Below are 17978 nucleotides of genomic sequence, written 5' to 3'. Positions count from 1 at the left end.
GCATGCGGCAATTCGCATGCTCTCCTTACGATCTATCCCAAAGCCCGAATCCAGACCGTCATCTCGCCTTTCTCTCGGTTGCCCCAGAGATAGTATGGTACAGCCTTCAACTGAATGTGCTTTGAAGCGCTGCGCTGCTCATACGGACGATACGGCGTATCCTCCTGCCAGGAATCCTGTTCATCCAGCTTCCCCTCGGCTTCAATGACAACCGCTCCGCCCAGCAATTGATCATCAAAGCGGGAATGAAGCTCTCCCGTTGTAACGAGCGACACCGCGGCAAGCGGACTTCCGTTATCCGTTTCCTCCAAGCAATAAACAAGCGGACCGCGCTCAATAGCCACCTTGCCCGCATTTGCGCGGATTTGAGGGTGCGCGGCTGTCAATTGAGCTTCAAGCGCCGGCTCCCATTCCGCAACGTCTCCCCGCTGCCAATTGCGGTTAACCACTGCGTACCCATTCTCTGCCTTAAACTCCGCCGCCTGACCATTAATTTTCAGAACGGCCGTCCCCCTGCTCCAGGATGGAATTCGAAGGGCAAATGTAAACCGTGTTCCCGGAACATCGGTAAATTCGAATCGGGTATACCCTTTCCACGGAAGCTGCGATTGCTGATTTAATGCAACGGAGCCTGCAGCGAGTTCAAATCGGGCTTCGCTGCCGATAAACAAATGGGTGTAAATCGTATTGTTCGCGGCAGATATCGTATAAATATAGTCATTCAAGGAGCTTAGCAGACGAGCCACGTTGGGAGGACAGCAGGAGCAGCCAAACCATTTCTGACGCTCGGCCTTCACATGATGGCGGCCCGGATTTTTCTCGGAGGCTTGCGGCCATACTTCAAGCGGATTGACGTAGAAGTAATGCTTGCCGTCCTGCGACATGCTGCCTACCACGTTGTTATACAATGCTCTCTCCAGGACATCGGCGTATTCGCTTTTTGCTTCCAGCTTCAGCATCCGCTGCGCAAAGAAGATCAGGCCGATAGAGGCGCAGGTTTCCGCGTATACCGTATCGTTCGGCAGATCATAGTCAAACGAGAATGCCTCGCCGTGATGCGTGGAACCGATGCCGCCGGTAATATACATTTGTTTTCGCGTCATGTTGTTCCATAACCGCTCGCAGGCTTCAAGGAGGAGCTTATCCCCGGTCAATCTCGCCAAATCCGCCATCGCGGTATACATATACACGGCGCGGACCGAGTGGCCCACCGCCGCTTCCTGCTCGCGGACCGGCTTATGCGCCTGGTTGTACGCTAATTGCGGCACGGTTGGAATCGGGCGTTTGCCTCCGGCCCACAAACTATAGCCGTCACGCTGCTTCCCTTCTTCGACCAGGAAATTCGGCTCCGCCCCGCGTTCGTCAATAAAGAACTGGGCCAGCTTCAAATAACGCTTTTCCCCTGTCGCCCGGTACAGTTTCACCAGCGCAAGTTCAATCTCCTGATGGCCGTCATAGCCTCTCAGCTTGCCTTCCTCCGCGCCGAAAATCTCGTCGATATGATCGGCGAACCGGCTCATGACGTCCAGCAGCTTGCGTTTTCCCGTAGCTTCATAATAAGCAACCGCCGCTTCCATCATATGGCCCGCGCAATACAGCTCATGCGCCTCATACAGATTGGTCCACTGCTTGCCAGGATCTTTTATCGTGAAATACGTATTTAAATAGCCATTTTCATGCTGAGCCATCGCGATGAGATCAATCACTTCATCTGCGGTGCGCTCCAGCTCGGCATCGGGATGATTCGCCAAGGAATAACCAACCGCCTCCAGCCACTTCGCCACGTCGCTGTCCTGGAACACCATACCGCCGTAGGGATGCTCTTCAAGTCCCGCCGCGACACGGAAATTACGGATGGCATAGCTTGGCTCCGCATCCGCGATCAGGTCGTTTAACGCTTCCCATTGATAAGGAATGACAGTCTCGCGCACCAGCTCCGTAAAGCGGTTCCAAAAAGCATCCTCAATATGTACCTGACTGCTTCCCAGCTGCCTGTTAAGTTGCTTCGCCATGAACGTTCCTCCTGCTCGAATATAAAAGATTTGATTATTGCTGATTTCTAGTTTATTCTCGGGAAGACAAGGAAACTACAAGCAAAACGACCTTCTTTTTTATAAAATATAACACTGACGGGAGATGGGCTAACCGCATGACTTACGTAACCCTGCAGCTTCCTCCTATGCCTTACTACATCGCAATCGGCCAGACCGTGTATAAGCCCGGCGAGCAACATCCTAACCGCCGCAACCTTGGCTTGTTTGATCTCCTGTGGGTAACGAAGGGAACGTTATATATCGGGGAAGAAGACAAGCAGTGGGAAGTCAAAGCCGGTGAGGCGCTTCTGCTTCTGCCGGACCGCTATCATTATTCAACTAAGCCTTGCGACAGCGATACGTCCTTTTATTGGGTTCATTTCGACTTTAAAGGGGACTGGAAGGAGCATTCGTCGGAACCTTCTTCCCCGCCTATGCCTTTGCGACAGGTCTGGGAAAACCCTTATTTTATCCAGATTCCCCAGTATGCGGCGCCGCCTGAATTTACTCTTGCCGAGCGGCATCTCGTTCAGCTGTTAACCTACTCCAACGAGCATCAACGAGGCGTTTATTGGCACGAGCATCAGCTCTTTATCGAGCTGCTTGGCTTACTGGAGGAACGGCGGGATCGCGCGAATACGGATTCTCCGGCCATGAAGCTCGCCAGCAAGACGGAAGCCTATATCCGGCAGCATTATCAATCGGAGCTGACCAACGCAATTCTGGCGGAGGCGCTTCATTTTCATCCCAATTACATCGTCAGGTGCATGAAAGAAATCTATCACTGCTCCCCCATGGACTATTTGCACCAATACCGGCTGGAGCAAGCCAAGCTGCTTCTCGTAAAGACCGAATGGTCCATCTCGGTTATCGCCGATAAGACGGGCTTCCGCCATGCGCCATACTTTTCCAATTGCTTTCGGGCATACGCAGGCACATCGCCCCTGAAATACAGGAAGCAGTTCTCGCGATAACGGAATGAAAAAAGCCTTGTACTCCCGCATTAGGAAGTACAAGGCTTTCGTATAATCGATATAAGTGCTATCCGCGTGGTCCACGGAACTTCTGAGAATGGGCTCTTGCCTCATCCACGTTCGTCACCCGGTTTCGGCCCCACTCAATCAGAATCCGGTCGATATAACGGAAATTCAGCTTGCCTGCAAAGACGGCTTCCTTCAAGGCAAACCGGATCAGTTCATCCGCGTAGCGGTCCTGATCGAGCCATCCGGTTATCGTCTCGCATTCCATCGGCGATAACAGACGTCCGAATTCCTGCTCGAACACCGAGAAAATGTTGCCCGGATCCGTGACCCGCTTCACCGTGCGCCGCTCCGCTCTCCGCGTCTCCCGCTTCTCTTCAGCCGCCCATTCGGCAGCCTTCAGCAGCCATCCGCTCCAATTATATTGCTCGGATTGAATTCCGGTCACCGGATCAATCCGCTCGTCGATGGTCAAGAAACCTTCTTTCATCAGACGGCCAATCGTCTGCTCAATGGTTCTGGTCGTCGAGCCGGTACGTTCCGCCAGCTGCTCCATTGTGGGGAATTCAATCCCTTCCGATTCTCCGAACAGCATAAGCTGCAGCAGCAGCATGGCTTCCGTATCGGATAAATTCAATTGGCGGTAAGACCGTAGAAGCAGCGCGGATACATGCACGCCCCCTTCATTCATGACGGCCGCCATCCCCCGCGAATAGGCCTTCCACATGTCCTCATTGCTCATGCAACCGATCCCTCCGCTACCTTAACTACTGCTATTCTTATTTGGACTCGCCTTTCACAATCGCATACGTATCGCGGGCAATTAGCAGCTCCTCGTTAGTCGGTACAACCAGCACCTTCACGCGGGAAGCATCCGTCGAAATCTCGCGTACTTCCTTGCTGCGAATATTGTTTCGTTCTTCGTCCAGCTCAACGCCCAGGAACGAGATGCCTTCGCATACCGCCTTGCGCAGAACGTTCGAGTTCTCCCCAACCCCTGCCGTAAACAGGATAACGTCAACGCCGTTCATCGCTGCCGCGTAAGCGCCGATATATTTGCGGACGCGGTACGTATACATATCGAAAGCCAGCTTGGCGTTGGCGTCGCCTTCGCCCATTGCTTCCACGATTTCGCGCATATCGCTGCTGATGCCGGAGATCGCAAGCATGCCGCTGTGTTTGTTCAGCATCGAATTCACTTCGCTTAGCGTCAGTTCTTCTTTGTTCATCACGTACGGAACAATGGCCGGGTCCAGGTCACCGCTGCGCGTACCCATCATCAAGCCTTCCAGCGGCGTCATCCCCATGCTGGTGTCGAACGACTTGCCGTCCAGAATGGCCGTTGCGCTTGCCCCGTTGCCGATATGGCAGGAGATCATCTTCAGCGACTCTAGCGGCTTGCCAAGGAACTTGGCAGCCTTCCGGCTGACATATTGATGCGATGTTCCGTGGAAGCCGTAACGACGCACTTTATGGCGGCGGTACAACACTCTAGGAATAGGATACAAGTAGGAAGTATTAGGCATGGTCTGATGGAAGGCGGTATCGAACACGACCACCTGCGGAACGTTAGGCATATTGGCTTCTACCGCGTTGATGCCCATCATATGCGCCGGATTATGAAGCGGAGCAAGATCGAACAGCTTTTTGATTTCTTGCTTCACTTCAGCCGTTACAAGCGCCGAGCTCTTGAACACCTCGCCGCCATGCACGATCCGGTGCCCAACCGCGTCGATCTCTCCCATCGAAGCTACTACGCCATGCTCGGGATGCGTCAGCATGTCGATCACTTTTTTAACCGCCGTGATGTGGTCAAGAATCTCGCTTACTTGCGTCACGTCCGGCTTGCCTGGAGGTTCGTGGGTCACGATCGAGGAATCCATTCCGATTCTCTCGACGCGCCCGCTCGCAAGCACCGTCTCATTCTCCATATTATAAAGCTGATATTTCAGCGAAGAGCTTCCTGCATTGATTACGAGTACTTTCATCTAGATACGGTCTCCATCCTTGTCATATTTGAAAAATCCGACGCCCGATTTCACGCCGAGATGTCCACCGCGCACCATCTTCTTCAGGACGATGGACGGACGGTATTTCAATTCCCCGTACTCGCGGAACATCCGGTCAAGGGCAGCAAGGACGGAGTCTAAGCCAAAGCGGTCCGCCATCTCGAAAGGTCCGCTCTGGAACGAATAGCCGATACGCATCGCATTGTCGATATCCTCGGCCGATGCTACGCCTTCCTCGAGAACATGCAGCGCTTCGTTAATGAAGAGGCAGATCAGACGGGTTGTTACAAAACCTGGCGACTCGAACACCATGATTCCTTTTTTCTGAATCACCTCATCCACGAATTCCTTCGTTGCGTCAAACGTGGCATCGGAGGTTTTCAGGCCGCGGACAATTTCAACCAGGTCGATCTTGGATACCGGATAAATAAAGTGAAGGCCGATAACGCGCTCCGGATGGACGGTTACGCTTGCCAGCTCGGTTAAGCTAAGCGTGGAGGTATTACTGGCAATAATGACGTTATCGTCGCAAATCTCGTCCAGCTTCTTGATGACCTGCTTTTTGCTTTCCAAATCCTCGGTGATAGATTCGATAACCAGCTCGCAGGAAGTCAGGTCCTCATAGCTCGTGCATGTATGGATACGATTCAGAATCAGTTTTTTCTCAGCCTGCGTCAGAGCCCATTTCTCAATCTGCTTATCCAGGTTGAGTTCGATCATCTGCATACCGTATGTTAAGCGTTCCTCCGAGCTTTCGATTACATACACATCCAGCCCTTTAGATGCGAGCATTTCCGCAATACCTTGCCCCATTGTACCGGCGCCGATAACGCCAACTTTTTTAATTGCCATAGTTCTGTAAATTCTCTCCTCGTATGTTTTCTCTCTTTTTGGGTGTGATTGAGAATAATTCTCTCTACCTCGCATCCATTATACCCTTTTTTAGTCAAAGAATGAAGGCGGAAGGATGAACGGATCTTGAACACCTCATGAACAACAAATGAACGATTTATGCGCTTTTCGATTTTGTTGCCTTTACACCAAAAAATGAACGGCAGTTTAACATGAACTGCCGTTCATTGCGGTATACCACTATTATGCGCTTTGGGACAACCGGCTTAGAAGAGCACGGAAATCGTCGCCGCCAAGCGTTTCTTCCTTGATCAGCACATCCAGGGATTGAACAAATACTTCGCGTTTTGCTTCCAGCATCGCTTTTGTCTTGCTCATCAGATCATCCAGGATGGAACGGGTAATGTTCGCCCATTTGTCCGGCGTCATCATGTTGGCGTCAATGATACCAAGCTCCGTAAGTCCTGATTCCACCATCGTGCGAACGATATTCATCGCTTGATCGAAGTCGCCTCGGGAGCCGGTGCTGCGTCCGCCGTAGAAAATCTCTTCGGCGGCTGCGCCGCCAAGCGCGATCATAATCTGGCTTTCCAAGAACTCTTTCGTGTACAGATAGCGGTCCTGCTGCGGGTTATGACGGACATAACCAAGCGCTTGACCACGCGGCGACAAAGCCACCTGAGATACGCTTCCCGGCCGAACCAGCTCTGCGGATATAGCATGACCAAGTTCGTGCAGGGCAACACGTTCACGCTCTTCCGCCGTAGCCTCGCGGTCCGTTTTCTCGCCCATCATGACTTTATCGATGGCCATCGCCAGATGCTGCTCCAAGATCGTCCCGCTCTGCTCGCGCATCGCGTAGATTGCGCCTTCGTTCATGACGCTTTCCAGCTGGGCACCGGAGAAGCCGAACGATTCGGATGCGATTCGTTCCAGGTCAACCGACTCATCAAGCGGTTTATTGGCCGCATGCAGACGCAAAATATGAAGGCGTCCTTTCTTGTCCGGCAGATCCACGCCGATATGACGGTCGAAACGCCCTGGACGGAGAAGCGCGCTGTCCAGCATCTCTTTGCGGTTCGTCGCGGCAATAATCAGGATACGCGGCGCCTCGTCGGAATGAATGCCGTCCATTTCGGTAAGCAGCTGGTTCAGCGTCTGATCGTATTCCCGATGCTGCCCGCCGTCCCGCTTGCCTCCGATAACATCGATCTCGTCGATAAAGATAACGGCGCTTTTCTTGCCTGCTTTTCTTGCTTTTTCGCGAGCTTCTTTGAACAAATCTCGGATACGTCCCGCACCTACGCCCACATACATCTCGACGAATTCACTGCCCGAGGCAGCCAGGTAGATGGAATCCGTATAATGGGCGGCTGCCTTCGCAAGCAGCGTCTTACCTGTGCCCGGAGGGCCTGTAAGGAGAATCCCTTTCATCGGGCGAATGCCAAGCTTCGCAATCTCGTCTTGTTTAACCAGGAAGTCCAAAGCTTCGGTAAGCTCTTGCTTGGCTCTATCTTGACCGCCAATCTGATCAAAACTGATGGATACCGCGTGAATCTGCTTGCTGCGCTTAGACCCCGGCAGAGCGGTCATACGTCCTTTGCCTCCGCGCGATGCAAACCAGACTCCCCCCGCCAAACAAGCAAGCAGCAGGACAGGGAAAATATTAACTCCTCTGAAAGCAAGGAAAACAACTGTCATCAGAACAAAGCCTGCCGTAATCTCAATCCAATATTTACGCATTAGCCGACACCTCCAGCATAGCAGGAGTGCGTGGAAGCACTACATACTTCGTCGAGTTACCATCCTTCAGCGTAATGTACACATTGTTATCGTCAAGCGCGGTTTCGAATGTAATGCCCGCGTGATCCGCGGTTGCTTTCTGAAGAGCATTCGGAATCTCCGAGTAGTTTTTCTTTTCCATCGCTTCGGCCACATTAAACAGAACCGAAGACCACACCTTCTCTAATTGATCGCTTGGCGCTTGATTCGTAATGTCGAGCGACAGCTCGCGGCTGCCAATCGCCTCTTTGCCTTCTTTGGAAATGGATTCGTAAACGTCTTTCAAATTCGCATCCGGCTTAAGGGTTACCTGCACCGAAACGCGGTCTTGATCTATAGTAGGAGCATTCGCCGAAGCAATGCCTTCAATTTGTCCAATAGACTTCTGGAAAGGAGAAACAACGGCGAACTGCTTATATAACATCCATCCACCGAATAGCAGCAAGGCTGTAGCTACAGCGGAAAGCACGAACGGGACAATACGAAGTTTCATAGTTGGTTTCCTCCTCTATATCTGTTATATAGCAACACTAACGTATATCAACTCTGCCATACGAAAGTATATCATATAACGACATCAAAGAGGCGGTGTAAAAACAGGAAGCGGAGCCAGCCGCGTTATTGCGGCTAGCTCGCTGTTTTGGCGGGAAGATGATATTCGGTCACGTAAGCACCGCTGCGGAAATCATAGAAATCGTAGCTGTATTTCTCGGGATTCTTGCCTTGCGAATAAAATACTTCCCAAACGAGCTGGCCGTTTAAAGTTCCCGGTTGAATGCGTTTGACCGCCGCATCGGGTTTCTTCTGCAAGACGGCTTGCTTAATGGCATCTTTATCCGTTGCTTCGGAGGCTTTGACCGTTTGAACGGTCTTGTCCGGACCGATCAGCCATACGTAAACTTCTTCTTTCGCGTCATTCTCGCCCTTCACGATCCACGATGTCGTATCCCAAACCTGCTTCGTGATGGATGATACCTCGGTCAAGCCGGCTGCTTCCTTTGCCTCTTTCCGGATCGGATTCTCCGAATTCCAGAACGGCTGCTGAATGGTGTTGTAGTACATAATGACTACCGCGATGACAGCAACCAGAGCAACAAGGAAAACAGCCAGCCAGCGCTTCGGACTCATCACCGGCTGACGTTTTCTAGTTGTCGCTCTCATTATGCGTTGAGCAGCCGTTCAAAGCTGGCCTGTGCCTCGAAGCGGATTTTTTCCTCGTCCATCATCGTGCATTCGCCGTTATGAACAACCTTTTTGCCGTCTACCCATACATGCTTGACGTCCCGGCCGGATCCGGAATAAACAAGGTGGGATACGATATCCGTAAGCGGATAGTAATGGGGCTGTTCCAGATCAATCGCGATAAAATCGGCTTTCATTCCTTCCGCAAGCTGCCCGATGCTGCCTTCCTGCCAGATCGAACGGGCACCGTAGACGGTTCCCATTCGCAATGCTTCCATCGCCGGAATGACGGTCGGATCGCCTGAGATTCCTTTATGGAGCAACGCCGCAAATTTAATCTCTTTGAACAGGTCCAGGTTGTTGTTGCTTGCTACGCTGTCCGTCCCAAGCGACACCGTCACGCCTGCGCGAAGAAGCTCGGGAACGCGGGCCACGCCGCTTGCCAGCTTGAGGTTGCTGACAGGGTTATGGGATACGGCAACGTTGCGCTCGGCCAGCAGGGCAATCTCTTCATCGTTCAGATGCACGGCATGCGCAACAAGCGCCGGCCGCGAGAAGAAACCAAGCTTGTCCAGATGTTCAACCGGACGGGAACCGTAATCGCGTACATTTTGCTCCACTTCGGCAAGCGTCTCTGACATATGGGTATGAACCGGCAGATCGTAATCATGGGCTGCCTGCACAAACTTCTCAATATAATCAGGAGGGCAAGTGTAAGGAGCATGCGGAGAGATCATCGTTGTGATTCGGCCGTCCGCCTTACCGTTCCAGTCACGGGCAAAAGCAATCGCTTCCTTCAGCTTCGCCTGTTGAATCTCCTCCGGGCACAATCCGATTACGCCGCGCGTCAAAGCACCCCGGATTCCCGATTGCTCCACCATTTGCGCAACCTGATCCATGCGATCGTACATATCGACAAAAGCGGTCGTTCCCGTCTTCAGCATCTCCACGATCGCAAGCGCGCTGCCAGCACGCGTATCCTGGTCGACGTATTTGGCTTCCATCGGCCACATCTTCTGCTCCAGCCATACCTGCAGATTCTGGTCGTCCGAATAGCCGCGAAGCAGCGACATGGCGGCATGGCCATGCGTATTAATAAGTCCCGGCATAAATGCCTGCTTACTGCCGTCAATGCGCTCAACCTGCTCATCCAGGCCAGTTGGAGCCTCCGCTCCGATATATGTAATTCGGTTGTCCGTAACGACCATGTGGCCTCGGAAAACCTCATTAGCATCGTTCATTGTTACAAACAGGCCGTTCTCAATCCACAACTGCGCCATTTTCCTGCTCATTCCTTTCCTTCTCCAAATAATAAGCCAAGCTGAGCAACTCTCTCGTAAAGTCCGCATGGTGAATGCGGATATGCTCGGGCAAACGCAAAATCGCCGGAGCAAAATTCAGGATGCCCTCGATTCCTGCCTCCACGAATTGATTGGCCACGTTTTGCGCTTCCGGACCCGGGACCGTAATAATGCCAATCCGGATATTGTTCTCCTGAACGGTCTCCTTCAGCTTATCCATTGGCAGAATGGTCAAATTGTTGATCATCGTGCCTATCTTGTTCTGATGGTCATCGAAGACCGCGACAATTTTCATGTTGTCCTTGGAGTACTTATTGTAGTTGCACAAGGCATGTCCGAGATTGCCGGCGCCAACAAGCGCAACGTTAATCCGCTGGTCGAGCTTTAGAATCTGCTGAATTTTCTCGATCAGGTAAGAGACGTCGTAACCGATGCCTTTACGGCCGAAGTCCCCGAAATAGGCAAGATCCTTTCGGATTTGAGCTGGATTAAGGTCCAGCTTAAGCCCTAGCTCCTGCGACGAAACCGTCTGCACTTCACGGTTATACAATTCGTTCAGCACCTGCAGGTAGATGGGAAGCCGTCTCACAACGGCCTCCGATATTTTCGCCTGCTTCACCCGATTTCCTCCTCTTCCGTTTGCAGCCATTCCCGCATCCGCGGTACCATCTGGTCGATATGCATCGTTTCGATCTTCGGACCGGGCAGCGAATAGAGGAAGTGCTTGCCGTAATACGTATCAATGACGCGTGTGTCGTAGATAATAACTATTCCTTTGTCCTTCGCCGTCCGTACAAGTCTGCCGAAGCCTTGCTTAAAACGGATAACCGCTTGCGGAATGGACAGCTTCATGAAAGGATTCTGCTTCTGCTTCTGCAAGAGCTCCGACTTCGCTTCAACAAGCGGATGATTAGGCGGCTGAAACGGCAGGCGGACGATAGCCAGGCAAGTCAGTGCTTCGCCCGGGATGTCCACCCCTTCCCAGAAGCTGCTTGTGCCAAGCAGAACCGTCTCCGGCTGCTGGGTGAACCGTCTCGTCAGCTTCGTCCGGTTGCCGCTGTCAATGCCTTGGCCGAGCACTTGAATGCCGGAGCCGGCCAAAGCTTCCTTAAGCGGCTCGTAGACCTGCTTCAGCATCCGGTAAGAAGTGAACAGCACAAGCATGCGGCCTTTTGTCTCAACCGCAGAGTCGGCAAGCGAGCTTACCAGCATCGAGATGAATTGAGGGTCGCCCGCCGAACCCTTCAGGGTCGGGAAATTACGCGGGATAATAACCAATGCCTGCTCCCGGTAATTAAAGGGCGACGGAAGCTGCACGGTTTTCAGCCGGTTATTTTCTTCAAAGCCTTCCAGCCCAAGCTGCTCTTCCGCATATTGGAACGATTTATGAACGGATAAGGTTGCGGATGTAAGAATAATGCTGTCCTTCACGTCGAAGAAATATTGTTGAAGCTGCTTGCTTACGTCGACCGGTACCGCGTATAAATGAACGGAACGGTAACGGTATGTCGTGCTTGCCTCAATCCAATAGACTTCCGAGTTCTGCTCCATCTTAAGGAACGTTCGGAGATCATCCTTGACCCGAGTCAAATCACGGACTACGCCGTTTAAATCCGTAATCAGTCCCTGTATCGATTGATCGTCAAGCCGGTCCTTGATATCCGATGCCATCTTATCCACCGTCTTCACAACGCGGCTTAGCTCGGTATGCACATTGTTCTCAATCGTCAGAACGTCGTCCCAGCCCTTTGGCGGGGTATCGCTGCGCAAACGGCATACGGCCTGACCGTTATCATTGCCGGCCTCTCCCGACTCTCCCACAAAGGCATACAGCAGCTCAAAGAGCTTATCCCAATGCTCCTTTACGTCCTGGAACACGGGAATAACCGTATCGATCGTCTCCGTCCATGCCTGAACCCGTTCGTCATCCTCCTGTTGAAGACGAAGTCTGAGCGCCGGAAGCAGGCCGGAACGGGCATCCTTAAACAGCCTTGTTGTCTGGTGCGTCAAGGAGAAATAATTTAATTGCATGCCAAGATGCTTGCCCGCCACTTCTTCCACGTGATGCGCTTCATCAATAATCAGGTGGCTGTAGCTTGGCAGCAGACGGTGATCCGCTTGAACATCCGTAAACAGCATGGAATGATTCGTAATACATACATCTGCAATATTGGATTCATGCTTGGCGCGGTGGTAATAGCAGCGCTTAAACCACGGACATTGACGGTTAAGGCAAGAATCCGCGTCGCTTGCCACGGTAGACCAGAAATCTGCGCCTTTATTGCCGAAGTTCAGTTCCTCCTGATCGCCGGTTTCCGTTTCGCTAAGCCAAACGACCATTTGCGATGCCGTGATGGCATCATCAATGGGAGCAACTAGATCCTTCGCATTGATTTTACTTTCAAATTTCCGCAGACACAAATAATTGCCCCTGCCTTTGAAGATTGAAGCACGGAAATCAAAAGGTAAAATCTCGCGAAGCAGCGGTACGTCCCGCTGACGAAGCTGTTCCTGCAGATTAATCGTATGAGTGCTGACTACGATTTTGCTTTCCTGTTGAATACCGTAATAAAGCGCCGGAATCAAATAACCTAGCGATTTGCCTGTGCCCGTGCCCGCTTCGATCAGCAGATGGCGGTCATTGCACAAGGAATCGTAAACCTCGCGGAACATCGTTGTTTGCGCTTCACGCTCTTCGTAATTCGGATACTTCTCCATAAAGCGCTGCCGGATACCGTCCAAATATTGCTCGAAGGACACGTCTTTAAGCGGATCCTCCTCCTGGTCGGCGCGGGCAGGCTGCTCCTCGGTCCATTCCCCGGCTTTGAGGGCAAATTGATTGAAATATTGATAAGCATTCATGTCGATAGAGGTATGAAGCTCGGCATATTTCAACGTCTCGGCCATAAACCAGCTCAGATCGCTCCCATTGTCTATAAGAAAGGATAGCCGCTGCAAAGTAAGCAGCGGCAACTGTCTGAGCTTTTGTACGGATTGAGCAAATAATTCGGCTGTCGCTACCGCGTCGCTGTCGGCACGGTGATGCTGATCATGCGCAATGCCGAACAGCTCGGTTACGGCGCCCAGCTGGTACGTCGTTATCGACGGATACAAAATTCTTAGCAGCTCAATCGTATCCAGCCGCCGTCCGATAAACGGATGGTAGCCGCAACGGTCAAGCGCCTGATTCAAAAATCCGGCGTCGAAGTTAACGTTGTGAGCGACCAGCACGGCATCCTCCAAATGAGGGATGAGCTGCAGAAGCACCTCATCCAATTCCGGAGCATCCGCCACCATAGCGGCGTCGATGCCGGTCAGCTGCGTAATAAATGCCGGAATTTCTATTGTAGGGCGTACAAAGGAGCTGTAGGTTTCAACGATTTCGAGGTTGTCGTTCAGCATGGCCAAACCCACCTGCAAAATATCGTCGCTGACGCTATGTCCTGTCGTTTCCAAATCCAATACTGCGAATTTCATTACGTTTCTATCCCCTCATAAGCAGCAAAGCTCGGTACTGCCGAAAAATAAGGATAATTGCTGCGGCGTTTCTTTACAACATTTCAAATTGTTTAACGGGTCCTTGAAGCTTGGGCAGGTTTCGTATGCTTTAATGAAAAATTGCTCCGCCTGCTCTAAATTCATATAAATCGCTTGAATGCACCCAAGGGCATTATAGCCTAAAGCACGCCACTTCGGATAGTCCGTTAATGAAACCAGCAATTGGAAATGCCGCTGCGCCTCACTCCAATTTTGCAGATGCATATGCGTCATTGCCAGATACAGCCGGGCCAGATTACATTCCGGAAGGTAAGAAACCGCAGATTGAAAATGAGTGGCAGCATCGGAAAACATAAATAATTTATAATACCCCTGCCCCTTCGAAATCATCATCGCGTATTCGTACGGCACTTCCATATCAAGCTCCGCATTGTAAGCTTCCTCGGCTGATACTGATTGATGTTCTTTTGCCTGGCTGGCAGCAGAATGCATAGTCTGCGGCGGCGCAGTTGGCTTCTTGGATGGTGACGGCGCAGCCGGCCCTGCTGCCGGTGAAGGCTTAGCAGGCGGCTCGCCAAGTTCTGCGCTGCTCTCCATCGCCAGCATGGGCGGCGGAATCATTTGCGTCACGGGACCTTCCAAGGTTGCTGCATGCTGCTCCACAAAATAAGAAAACTTTTCTTCGAAATCAATCCACTGCTCGACAAGGGAATCGCTCATTTTCTTAAGCATCACAAGCTGCTCATCGAATTGGGCTTTCTGCTCGCCGCTTGCGGTTGGATAGGCTTCAATCAGATGATCCAGTATTTCGTTCATGGCATCGAACATTTGTTGGAACATTACGCATCCCGCCTTCACCAAAGAATTGAGGAGTGTTATGCTCATTCTTTGTTTCGGGGGTGCTTTTCATACCCCATGCCATTCGTTACATAGCGCTGGAATCGGTGCTTTACAAAACCGTTGCGTGAATTTCCTCGGACAAGCTTTTCAGCGGACGGTTGTCGCTGTCCAGAATCGTTACGATCGGCTTGTGAGCGCGCGCTTCTTCGTTGGACATGGAAGCATAAGAAATAATAATGACCTGGTCTCCCGGCTGTACCTGACGCGCCGCCGCGCCGTTCAGGCAAATAACGCCGGAGCCGCGTTTGCCCGTAATGACATACGTTTCAAAACGCGCGCCGTTGTTGTTATTTACGATTTGCACTTTTTCATTTTCCCAGATATCGGCCGCATCCATTAAATCCTCGTCAATGGTAATGCTGCCGACATAGTTCAGGTTCGCTTCCGTGACGGTTGCGCGGTGCAGCTTCGATTTCATCATCGTTCTATACATGATCATTCACCTCGGTAATTGGTACGAATAAGGCATTGTCAATCAAGCGCGTGGAGCCAAATCTGACGGCAAGCGCCAAAATAAATTTACCGCTCTGTGCAGCAATTGGCTCATTCCAAACCGGAAGCTCCAGAGAAGGATAAGTCAGCCATTCCACGTAGTCAATGTCAGCTTGGCTCGCTTCGTTGATTTTCGCTTTTACCCTTGCAAGCAGTTCCTCGGGAGTAATCCCTTTCTCTTTCATCCATTGTTTCGCAAGGGTTAACGATTGGGATAAGACGACAGCCTGCTGGCGCTGTTCAGCCGACAAATAGACATTGCGCGAGCTGAGCGCAAGACCGTCCGGCTCCCGTACAATCGGACATGGCACGATCTCAACCGGAATGTTCAGATCATCGGTCATTTGCTGAATAACCGCAAGCTGCTGGGCATCCTTCATGCCGAAATACGCCCGGTCGGGCTGAACCAGATGGAACAACTTGCTGACGACGAGACCCACTCCGTCGAAATGCCCCGGTCTCGAGGCACCGCACAGACGGTCCGTAAGCTGGCTTATAATAACCGAAGTGCGCGGCTTCGAAGGGTACATTTCCTTTACATCCGGCATAAAGACGATATCGATGCCGTTCTCCTTCGCAATCGCAAGATCCCTCGCCTCGTCTCGCGGATAACGCTCGAAGTCTTCGTTAGGACCAAACTGCATCGGGTTGACAAAAATAGATAAGACCGAAGCGGTGTTCTCCGACACCGATTGGCGCATCAGGCTGGCATGGCCTTCATGCAGGAATCCCATTGTCGGCACTAAGCCGATTGTAGCATTGTCGTTTGATTTTTTAATAAGAATAAGTTCGTTTTTTAGTTCAGCTATGGTTCGACACAAAATCACGCTTGGGAGACTCCTCTCTGCTTGCCTGACCGTTGTTTGTATTTGTTGCTTCTCCTGCGCCATACAGATGATTGATCGCTGCCGGCTTGGCGCCAAACGTGTGCTCCTCAGCCGGGAAAGCTCCCGCTTTCACTTCATTGACATAACTGCTAATGGCGCTCCGGATTGTGGAGCCGATATCCGCATAAGTTTTGACCATTTTTTTCTCCATATAAGGAGAAGAATATTGCAAAATATCGTGATACACGAGAACCTGACCGTCGCAGCCGCGTCCGGCTCCGATTCCTATCGTCGGAATCGTCAGTTCCTTGCTGATCGCTTCCGCGATTGGCTCTGTCACAAGCTCAAGAACAATCGCGAAGGCTCCCGCAGCCTCCAGCGCTTTGGCATCTTCCATTAGCTTTTGGGCTTCCTTCTCCAGCTTGCCCTGCACTTTGTAGCCGCCAAGCTGGTGCACCGATTGCGGCGTAAGTCCGATATGTCCCATCACCGGAATGCCGGCTTTGACGAGCGCTTCGACTTCAGCCGCAATCTCCGTTCCGCCCTCCAGCTTCAGCGCTTGGGCTCCGCCCTCCTGCATAAGACGGGCTGCATTGCGGAGAGTGGTTTCCCTGCCGATGCCGTAAGTCATAAACGGCATGTCGGTAACGATAAAGGTGTTCTTGGCACCGCGCGCAACGGCGCGTGTATGATAAATCATATCATCGAGCGTGACCGGTATCGTGGTGTCATAACCAAGTACAACGTTACCCAGCGAATCGCCGACCAGAATAACGTCCAGTCCAGCCTCCTCTGCCAGTACGGCAGACGGATAATCGTAAGCGGTCAGCATCGAGATCGGATTTTTGTCCTGCTTCATCTTCTTGAGGTTGGTAATCGTCAAACGTTTCCTCATTACGCTTCATCCCCTTTTAAGTTTTAGGATAAACACAAAAAAACCTTTTAGCCGCTGCTAAAAAGGTTCCCGAACGAAAAAGGAAACGTATGCTAAATAATTGCTTCCTTCTGTCTCGGTCCCTACGGCTCAGAGCAGAGTGTGCCTTGCTTGCTTACAACATCTATTACCCTTCGCAGTGCAGCTCTTACCAGATACCGCCTGCTTCCTTTATAGTAGCAAAAAAAGGCGTGCCCGTAAACGCTTTTAGCGTACGGGCTCGCCCATTTCGGCGGAGAATACGACAACCGTGCTGCCGTCGTCCTTGCGAACGGTTAATGCGCCGCTTGCGTCAAGGCCAATCGGCACGCCGTCGATTGTTCCTTGCGGGGTGATTAGCCGCGCCGGCTGGTTAAGGGATACCGATAACGCTTCCCAAAGCGTAATAATCGGCGCAAATCCTTTATCCAGATAGAGCAAATACAGCTGCTCCCATTCCTGCAAGAAATCGGATATAACCGTGATTCGGTCAAAGCCGTCCCCACCATTGGCAATTCGAAGAGAAGTAACCTTCTCAAGGATTTCCTCCGGATAATCCGATTTCTCCAAGTTAACGCTGATGCCGATTCCGGCAATGACATAGCGTAGGCGTTCCTCTTCCGCCGTCGATTCCAGCAAAATGCCGCTAATCTTCTTTCCTTCGATCAACAGATCGTTGGGCCATTTGATCCCAATAGGCAGCGAAGTGATTCGCCGCAAGCTCCGGCATAAGGCTACCGCTGTAAGAAGAGTCAGCTGGGGAGCAAAATGAATCGGCACGGACGGGCGGAGCACCATGCTCATCCAAATGCCCTTTCCTTGCGGCGATACCCATCCGCGTCCCATTCGGCCGCGCCCGTTATGCTGCTGCTCCGCGATAACCAGCGTCCCTTCAGGCGCACCTTCTTCCGCCAGCTTTTGCGCCAGATTTTGCGTAGAGTCCACCGCTTCATGCCACTCAATCGAGCTGCCGAACACCTTGGATTTCAGTTCGCTTATCAGCTTAGGTACAGACAAGGTATCCGGCGGTGACACGAGCTTATAACCAAGCCGTCTTGATGCTTCGAAGACATAGCCCAGCGATTCCAGCTTCTTGATCTGCTTCCATACGGCTGTCCGGCTGACGCCCAGCTCATGGCTGATCATTTCTCCCGACACGTATGATCCGGGATTTAGTTCAAACAATTCAAGCAATCGATTATTTGACAT

16 protein-coding genes are annotated in these 17978 nt (G+C 51.8%); 1 reads left to right on the top strand and 15 read right to left on the bottom strand.

Features of this window, described 5'->3' with window-relative positions:
* Positions 1-32 precede the first annotated feature (32 nt).
* Positions 33-2012 carry a glycoside hydrolase family 127 protein gene (locus tag CFI03_RS02555; RefSeq protein WP_248756370.1) on the bottom strand — a complete coding sequence of 660 codons (1980 nt, stop codon included), beginning with the start codon at positions 2010-2012 and terminating at the stop codon, positions 33-35.
* 137 nt (positions 2013-2149) lie between these two features.
* Here CFI03_RS02555 and CFI03_RS02550 point away from each other — a divergent pair, with 137 nt between their 5' ends.
* Positions 2150-3007 carry an AraC family transcriptional regulator gene (locus tag CFI03_RS02550; RefSeq protein ID WP_248756369.1) on the top strand — a complete coding sequence of 286 codons (858 nt, stop codon included), beginning with the start codon at positions 2150-2152 and terminating at the stop codon, positions 3005-3007.
* A gap of 67 nt (positions 3008-3074) precedes the next feature.
* Here the strand turns inward: CFI03_RS02550 and CFI03_RS02545 are convergent, their stop codons facing one another.
* From CFI03_RS02545 to CFI03_RS02480, 14 genes are all read right to left on the bottom strand, one after another.
* Positions 3075-3755: a DnaD domain-containing protein gene (locus CFI03_RS02545; protein ID WP_248756368.1), complete on the bottom strand. Its 681-nt coding sequence runs from the start codon at positions 3753-3755 to the stop codon at positions 3075-3077.
* Between the two features lie 37 nt (positions 3756-3792).
* Complete coding sequence (locus tag CFI03_RS02540; RefSeq protein WP_127494068.1) at positions 3793-5001, bottom strand: acetate/propionate family kinase; 1209 nt, start codon at positions 4999-5001, stop codon at positions 3793-3795.
* The gene (locus CFI03_RS02535) at positions 5002-5874 is read right to left on the bottom strand and encodes a 3-hydroxyacyl-CoA dehydrogenase family protein (protein WP_127494070.1); all 873 of its coding nucleotides are present in this window, start codon (positions 5872-5874) and stop codon (positions 5002-5004) included.
* A gap of 243 nt (positions 5875-6117) precedes the next feature.
* The gene (locus CFI03_RS02530) at positions 6118-7617 is read right to left on the bottom strand and encodes an AAA family ATPase (protein ID WP_248756367.1); all 1500 of its coding nucleotides are present in this window, start codon (positions 7615-7617) and stop codon (positions 6118-6120) included.
* Positions 7610-8149, bottom strand: a complete 540-nt coding sequence (locus tag CFI03_RS02525) for a hypothetical protein (RefSeq protein ID WP_248756366.1) — start codon at positions 8147-8149, stop codon at positions 7610-7612. The genes CFI03_RS02530 and CFI03_RS02525 overlap by 8 nt, the downstream gene beginning before the upstream one ends.
* 134 nt (positions 8150-8283) lie before the next feature.
* A complete protein-coding gene (locus tag CFI03_RS02520) occupies positions 8284-8817 on the bottom strand; it encodes a cell wall elongation regulator TseB-like domain-containing protein (RefSeq protein ID WP_248756365.1) in 534 nt (177 codons plus the stop codon).
* Entirely contained in the window at positions 8817-10130 is a 1314-nt protein-coding gene (locus tag CFI03_RS02515; protein ID WP_481857645.1) for an amidohydrolase, read from the bottom strand. The genes CFI03_RS02520 and CFI03_RS02515 overlap by 1 nt, the downstream gene beginning before the upstream one ends.
* Complete coding sequence (locus CFI03_RS02510; RefSeq protein ID WP_127494080.1) at positions 10099-10758, bottom strand: redox-sensing transcriptional repressor Rex; 660 nt, start codon at positions 10756-10758, stop codon at positions 10099-10101. Before CFI03_RS02510 ends, CFI03_RS02515 begins: the two co-directional genes overlap by 32 nt.
* Entirely contained in the window at positions 10755-13616 is a 2862-nt protein-coding gene (gene dinG, locus CFI03_RS02505) for an ATP-dependent DNA helicase DinG (protein WP_248756364.1), read from the bottom strand. Before dinG ends, CFI03_RS02510 begins: the two co-directional genes overlap by 4 nt.
* A 15-nt stretch (positions 13617-13631) precedes the next feature.
* Positions 13632-14477: a tetratricopeptide repeat protein gene (locus CFI03_RS02500; protein ID WP_248756363.1), complete on the bottom strand. Its 846-nt coding sequence runs from the start codon at positions 14475-14477 to the stop codon at positions 13632-13634.
* 109 nt (positions 14478-14586) lie between these two features.
* A complete protein-coding gene (panD, locus tag CFI03_RS02495; RefSeq protein WP_015844046.1) occupies positions 14587-14970 on the bottom strand; it encodes an aspartate 1-decarboxylase in 384 nt (127 codons plus the stop codon).
* Entirely contained in the window at positions 14963-15856 is an 894-nt protein-coding gene (gene panC, locus CFI03_RS02490) for a pantoate--beta-alanine ligase (protein WP_248756362.1), read from the bottom strand. Before panC ends, panD begins: the two co-directional genes overlap by 8 nt.
* The gene (gene panB / locus CFI03_RS02485; protein ID WP_248756361.1) at positions 15831-16751 is read right to left on the bottom strand and encodes a 3-methyl-2-oxobutanoate hydroxymethyltransferase; all 921 of its coding nucleotides are present in this window, start codon (positions 16749-16751) and stop codon (positions 15831-15833) included. The genes panC and panB overlap by 26 nt, the downstream gene beginning before the upstream one ends.
* A 246-nt stretch (positions 16752-16997) precedes the next feature.
* Entirely contained in the window at positions 16998-17978 is a 981-nt protein-coding gene (locus tag CFI03_RS02480) for a biotin--[acetyl-CoA-carboxylase] ligase (RefSeq protein ID WP_248756360.1), read from the bottom strand.

The sequence above is a fragment of the Paenibacillus sp. ATY16 genome (assembly GCF_003399985.2).
Lineage (GTDB): Bacteria > Bacillota > Bacilli > Paenibacillales > Paenibacillaceae > Pristimantibacillus > Pristimantibacillus glycanilyticus.
Note: the sequence above shows the minus strand (reverse complement) of the source record. Positions and strands in the feature narration are given on the sequence as shown.

Bases quoted from the DNA above. Each gene is read 5' to 3' on its own strand.
- CFI03_RS02555 (WP_248756370.1), bottom strand. From the start codon at position 2,012: ATGGCGAAGCAACTTAACAGGCAGCTGGGAAGCAGTCAGGTACATATT.
- CFI03_RS02550 (WP_248756369.1), top strand. From the start codon at position 2,150: ATGACTTACGTAACCCTGCAGCTTCCTCCTATGCCTTACTACATCGCA.
- CFI03_RS02545 (WP_248756368.1), bottom strand. From the start codon at position 3,755: ATGAGCAATGAGGACATGTGGAAGGCCTATTCGCGGGGGATGGCGGCC.
- CFI03_RS02540 (WP_127494068.1), bottom strand. From the start codon at position 5,001: ATGAAAGTACTCGTAATCAATGCAGGAAGCTCTTCGCTGAAATATCAG.
- CFI03_RS02535 (WP_127494070.1), bottom strand. From the start codon at position 5,874: ATGGCAATTAAAAAAGTTGGCGTTATCGGCGCCGGTACAATGGGGCAA.
- CFI03_RS02530 (WP_248756367.1), bottom strand. From the start codon at position 7,617: ATGCGTAAATATTGGATTGAGATTACGGCAGGCTTTGTTCTGATGACA.
- CFI03_RS02525 (WP_248756366.1), bottom strand. From the start codon at position 8,149: ATGAAACTTCGTATTGTCCCGTTCGTGCTTTCCGCTGTAGCTACAGCC.
- CFI03_RS02520 (WP_248756365.1), bottom strand. From the start codon at position 8,817: ATGAGAGCGACAACTAGAAAACGTCAGCCGGTGATGAGTCCGAAGCGC.
- CFI03_RS02515 (WP_481857645.1), bottom strand. From the start codon at position 10,130: ATGAGCAGGAAAATGGCGCAGTTGTGGATTGAGAACGGCCTGTTTGTA.
- dinG (WP_248756364.1), bottom strand. From the start codon at position 13,616: ATGAAATTCGCAGTATTGGATTTGGAAACGACAGGACATAGCGTCAGC.
- CFI03_RS02500 (WP_248756363.1), bottom strand. From the start codon at position 14,477: ATGTTCCAACAAATGTTCGATGCCATGAACGAAATACTGGATCATCTG.
- panD (WP_015844046.1), bottom strand. From the start codon at position 14,970: ATGTATAGAACGATGATGAAATCGAAGCTGCACCGCGCAACCGTCACG.
- panB (WP_248756361.1), bottom strand. From the start codon at position 16,751: ATGAGGAAACGTTTGACGATTACCAACCTCAAGAAGATGAAGCAGGAC.
- CFI03_RS02480 (WP_248756360.1), bottom strand. From the start codon at position 17,978: ATGTCAAATAATCGATTGCTTGAATTGTTTGAACTAAATCCCGGATCA.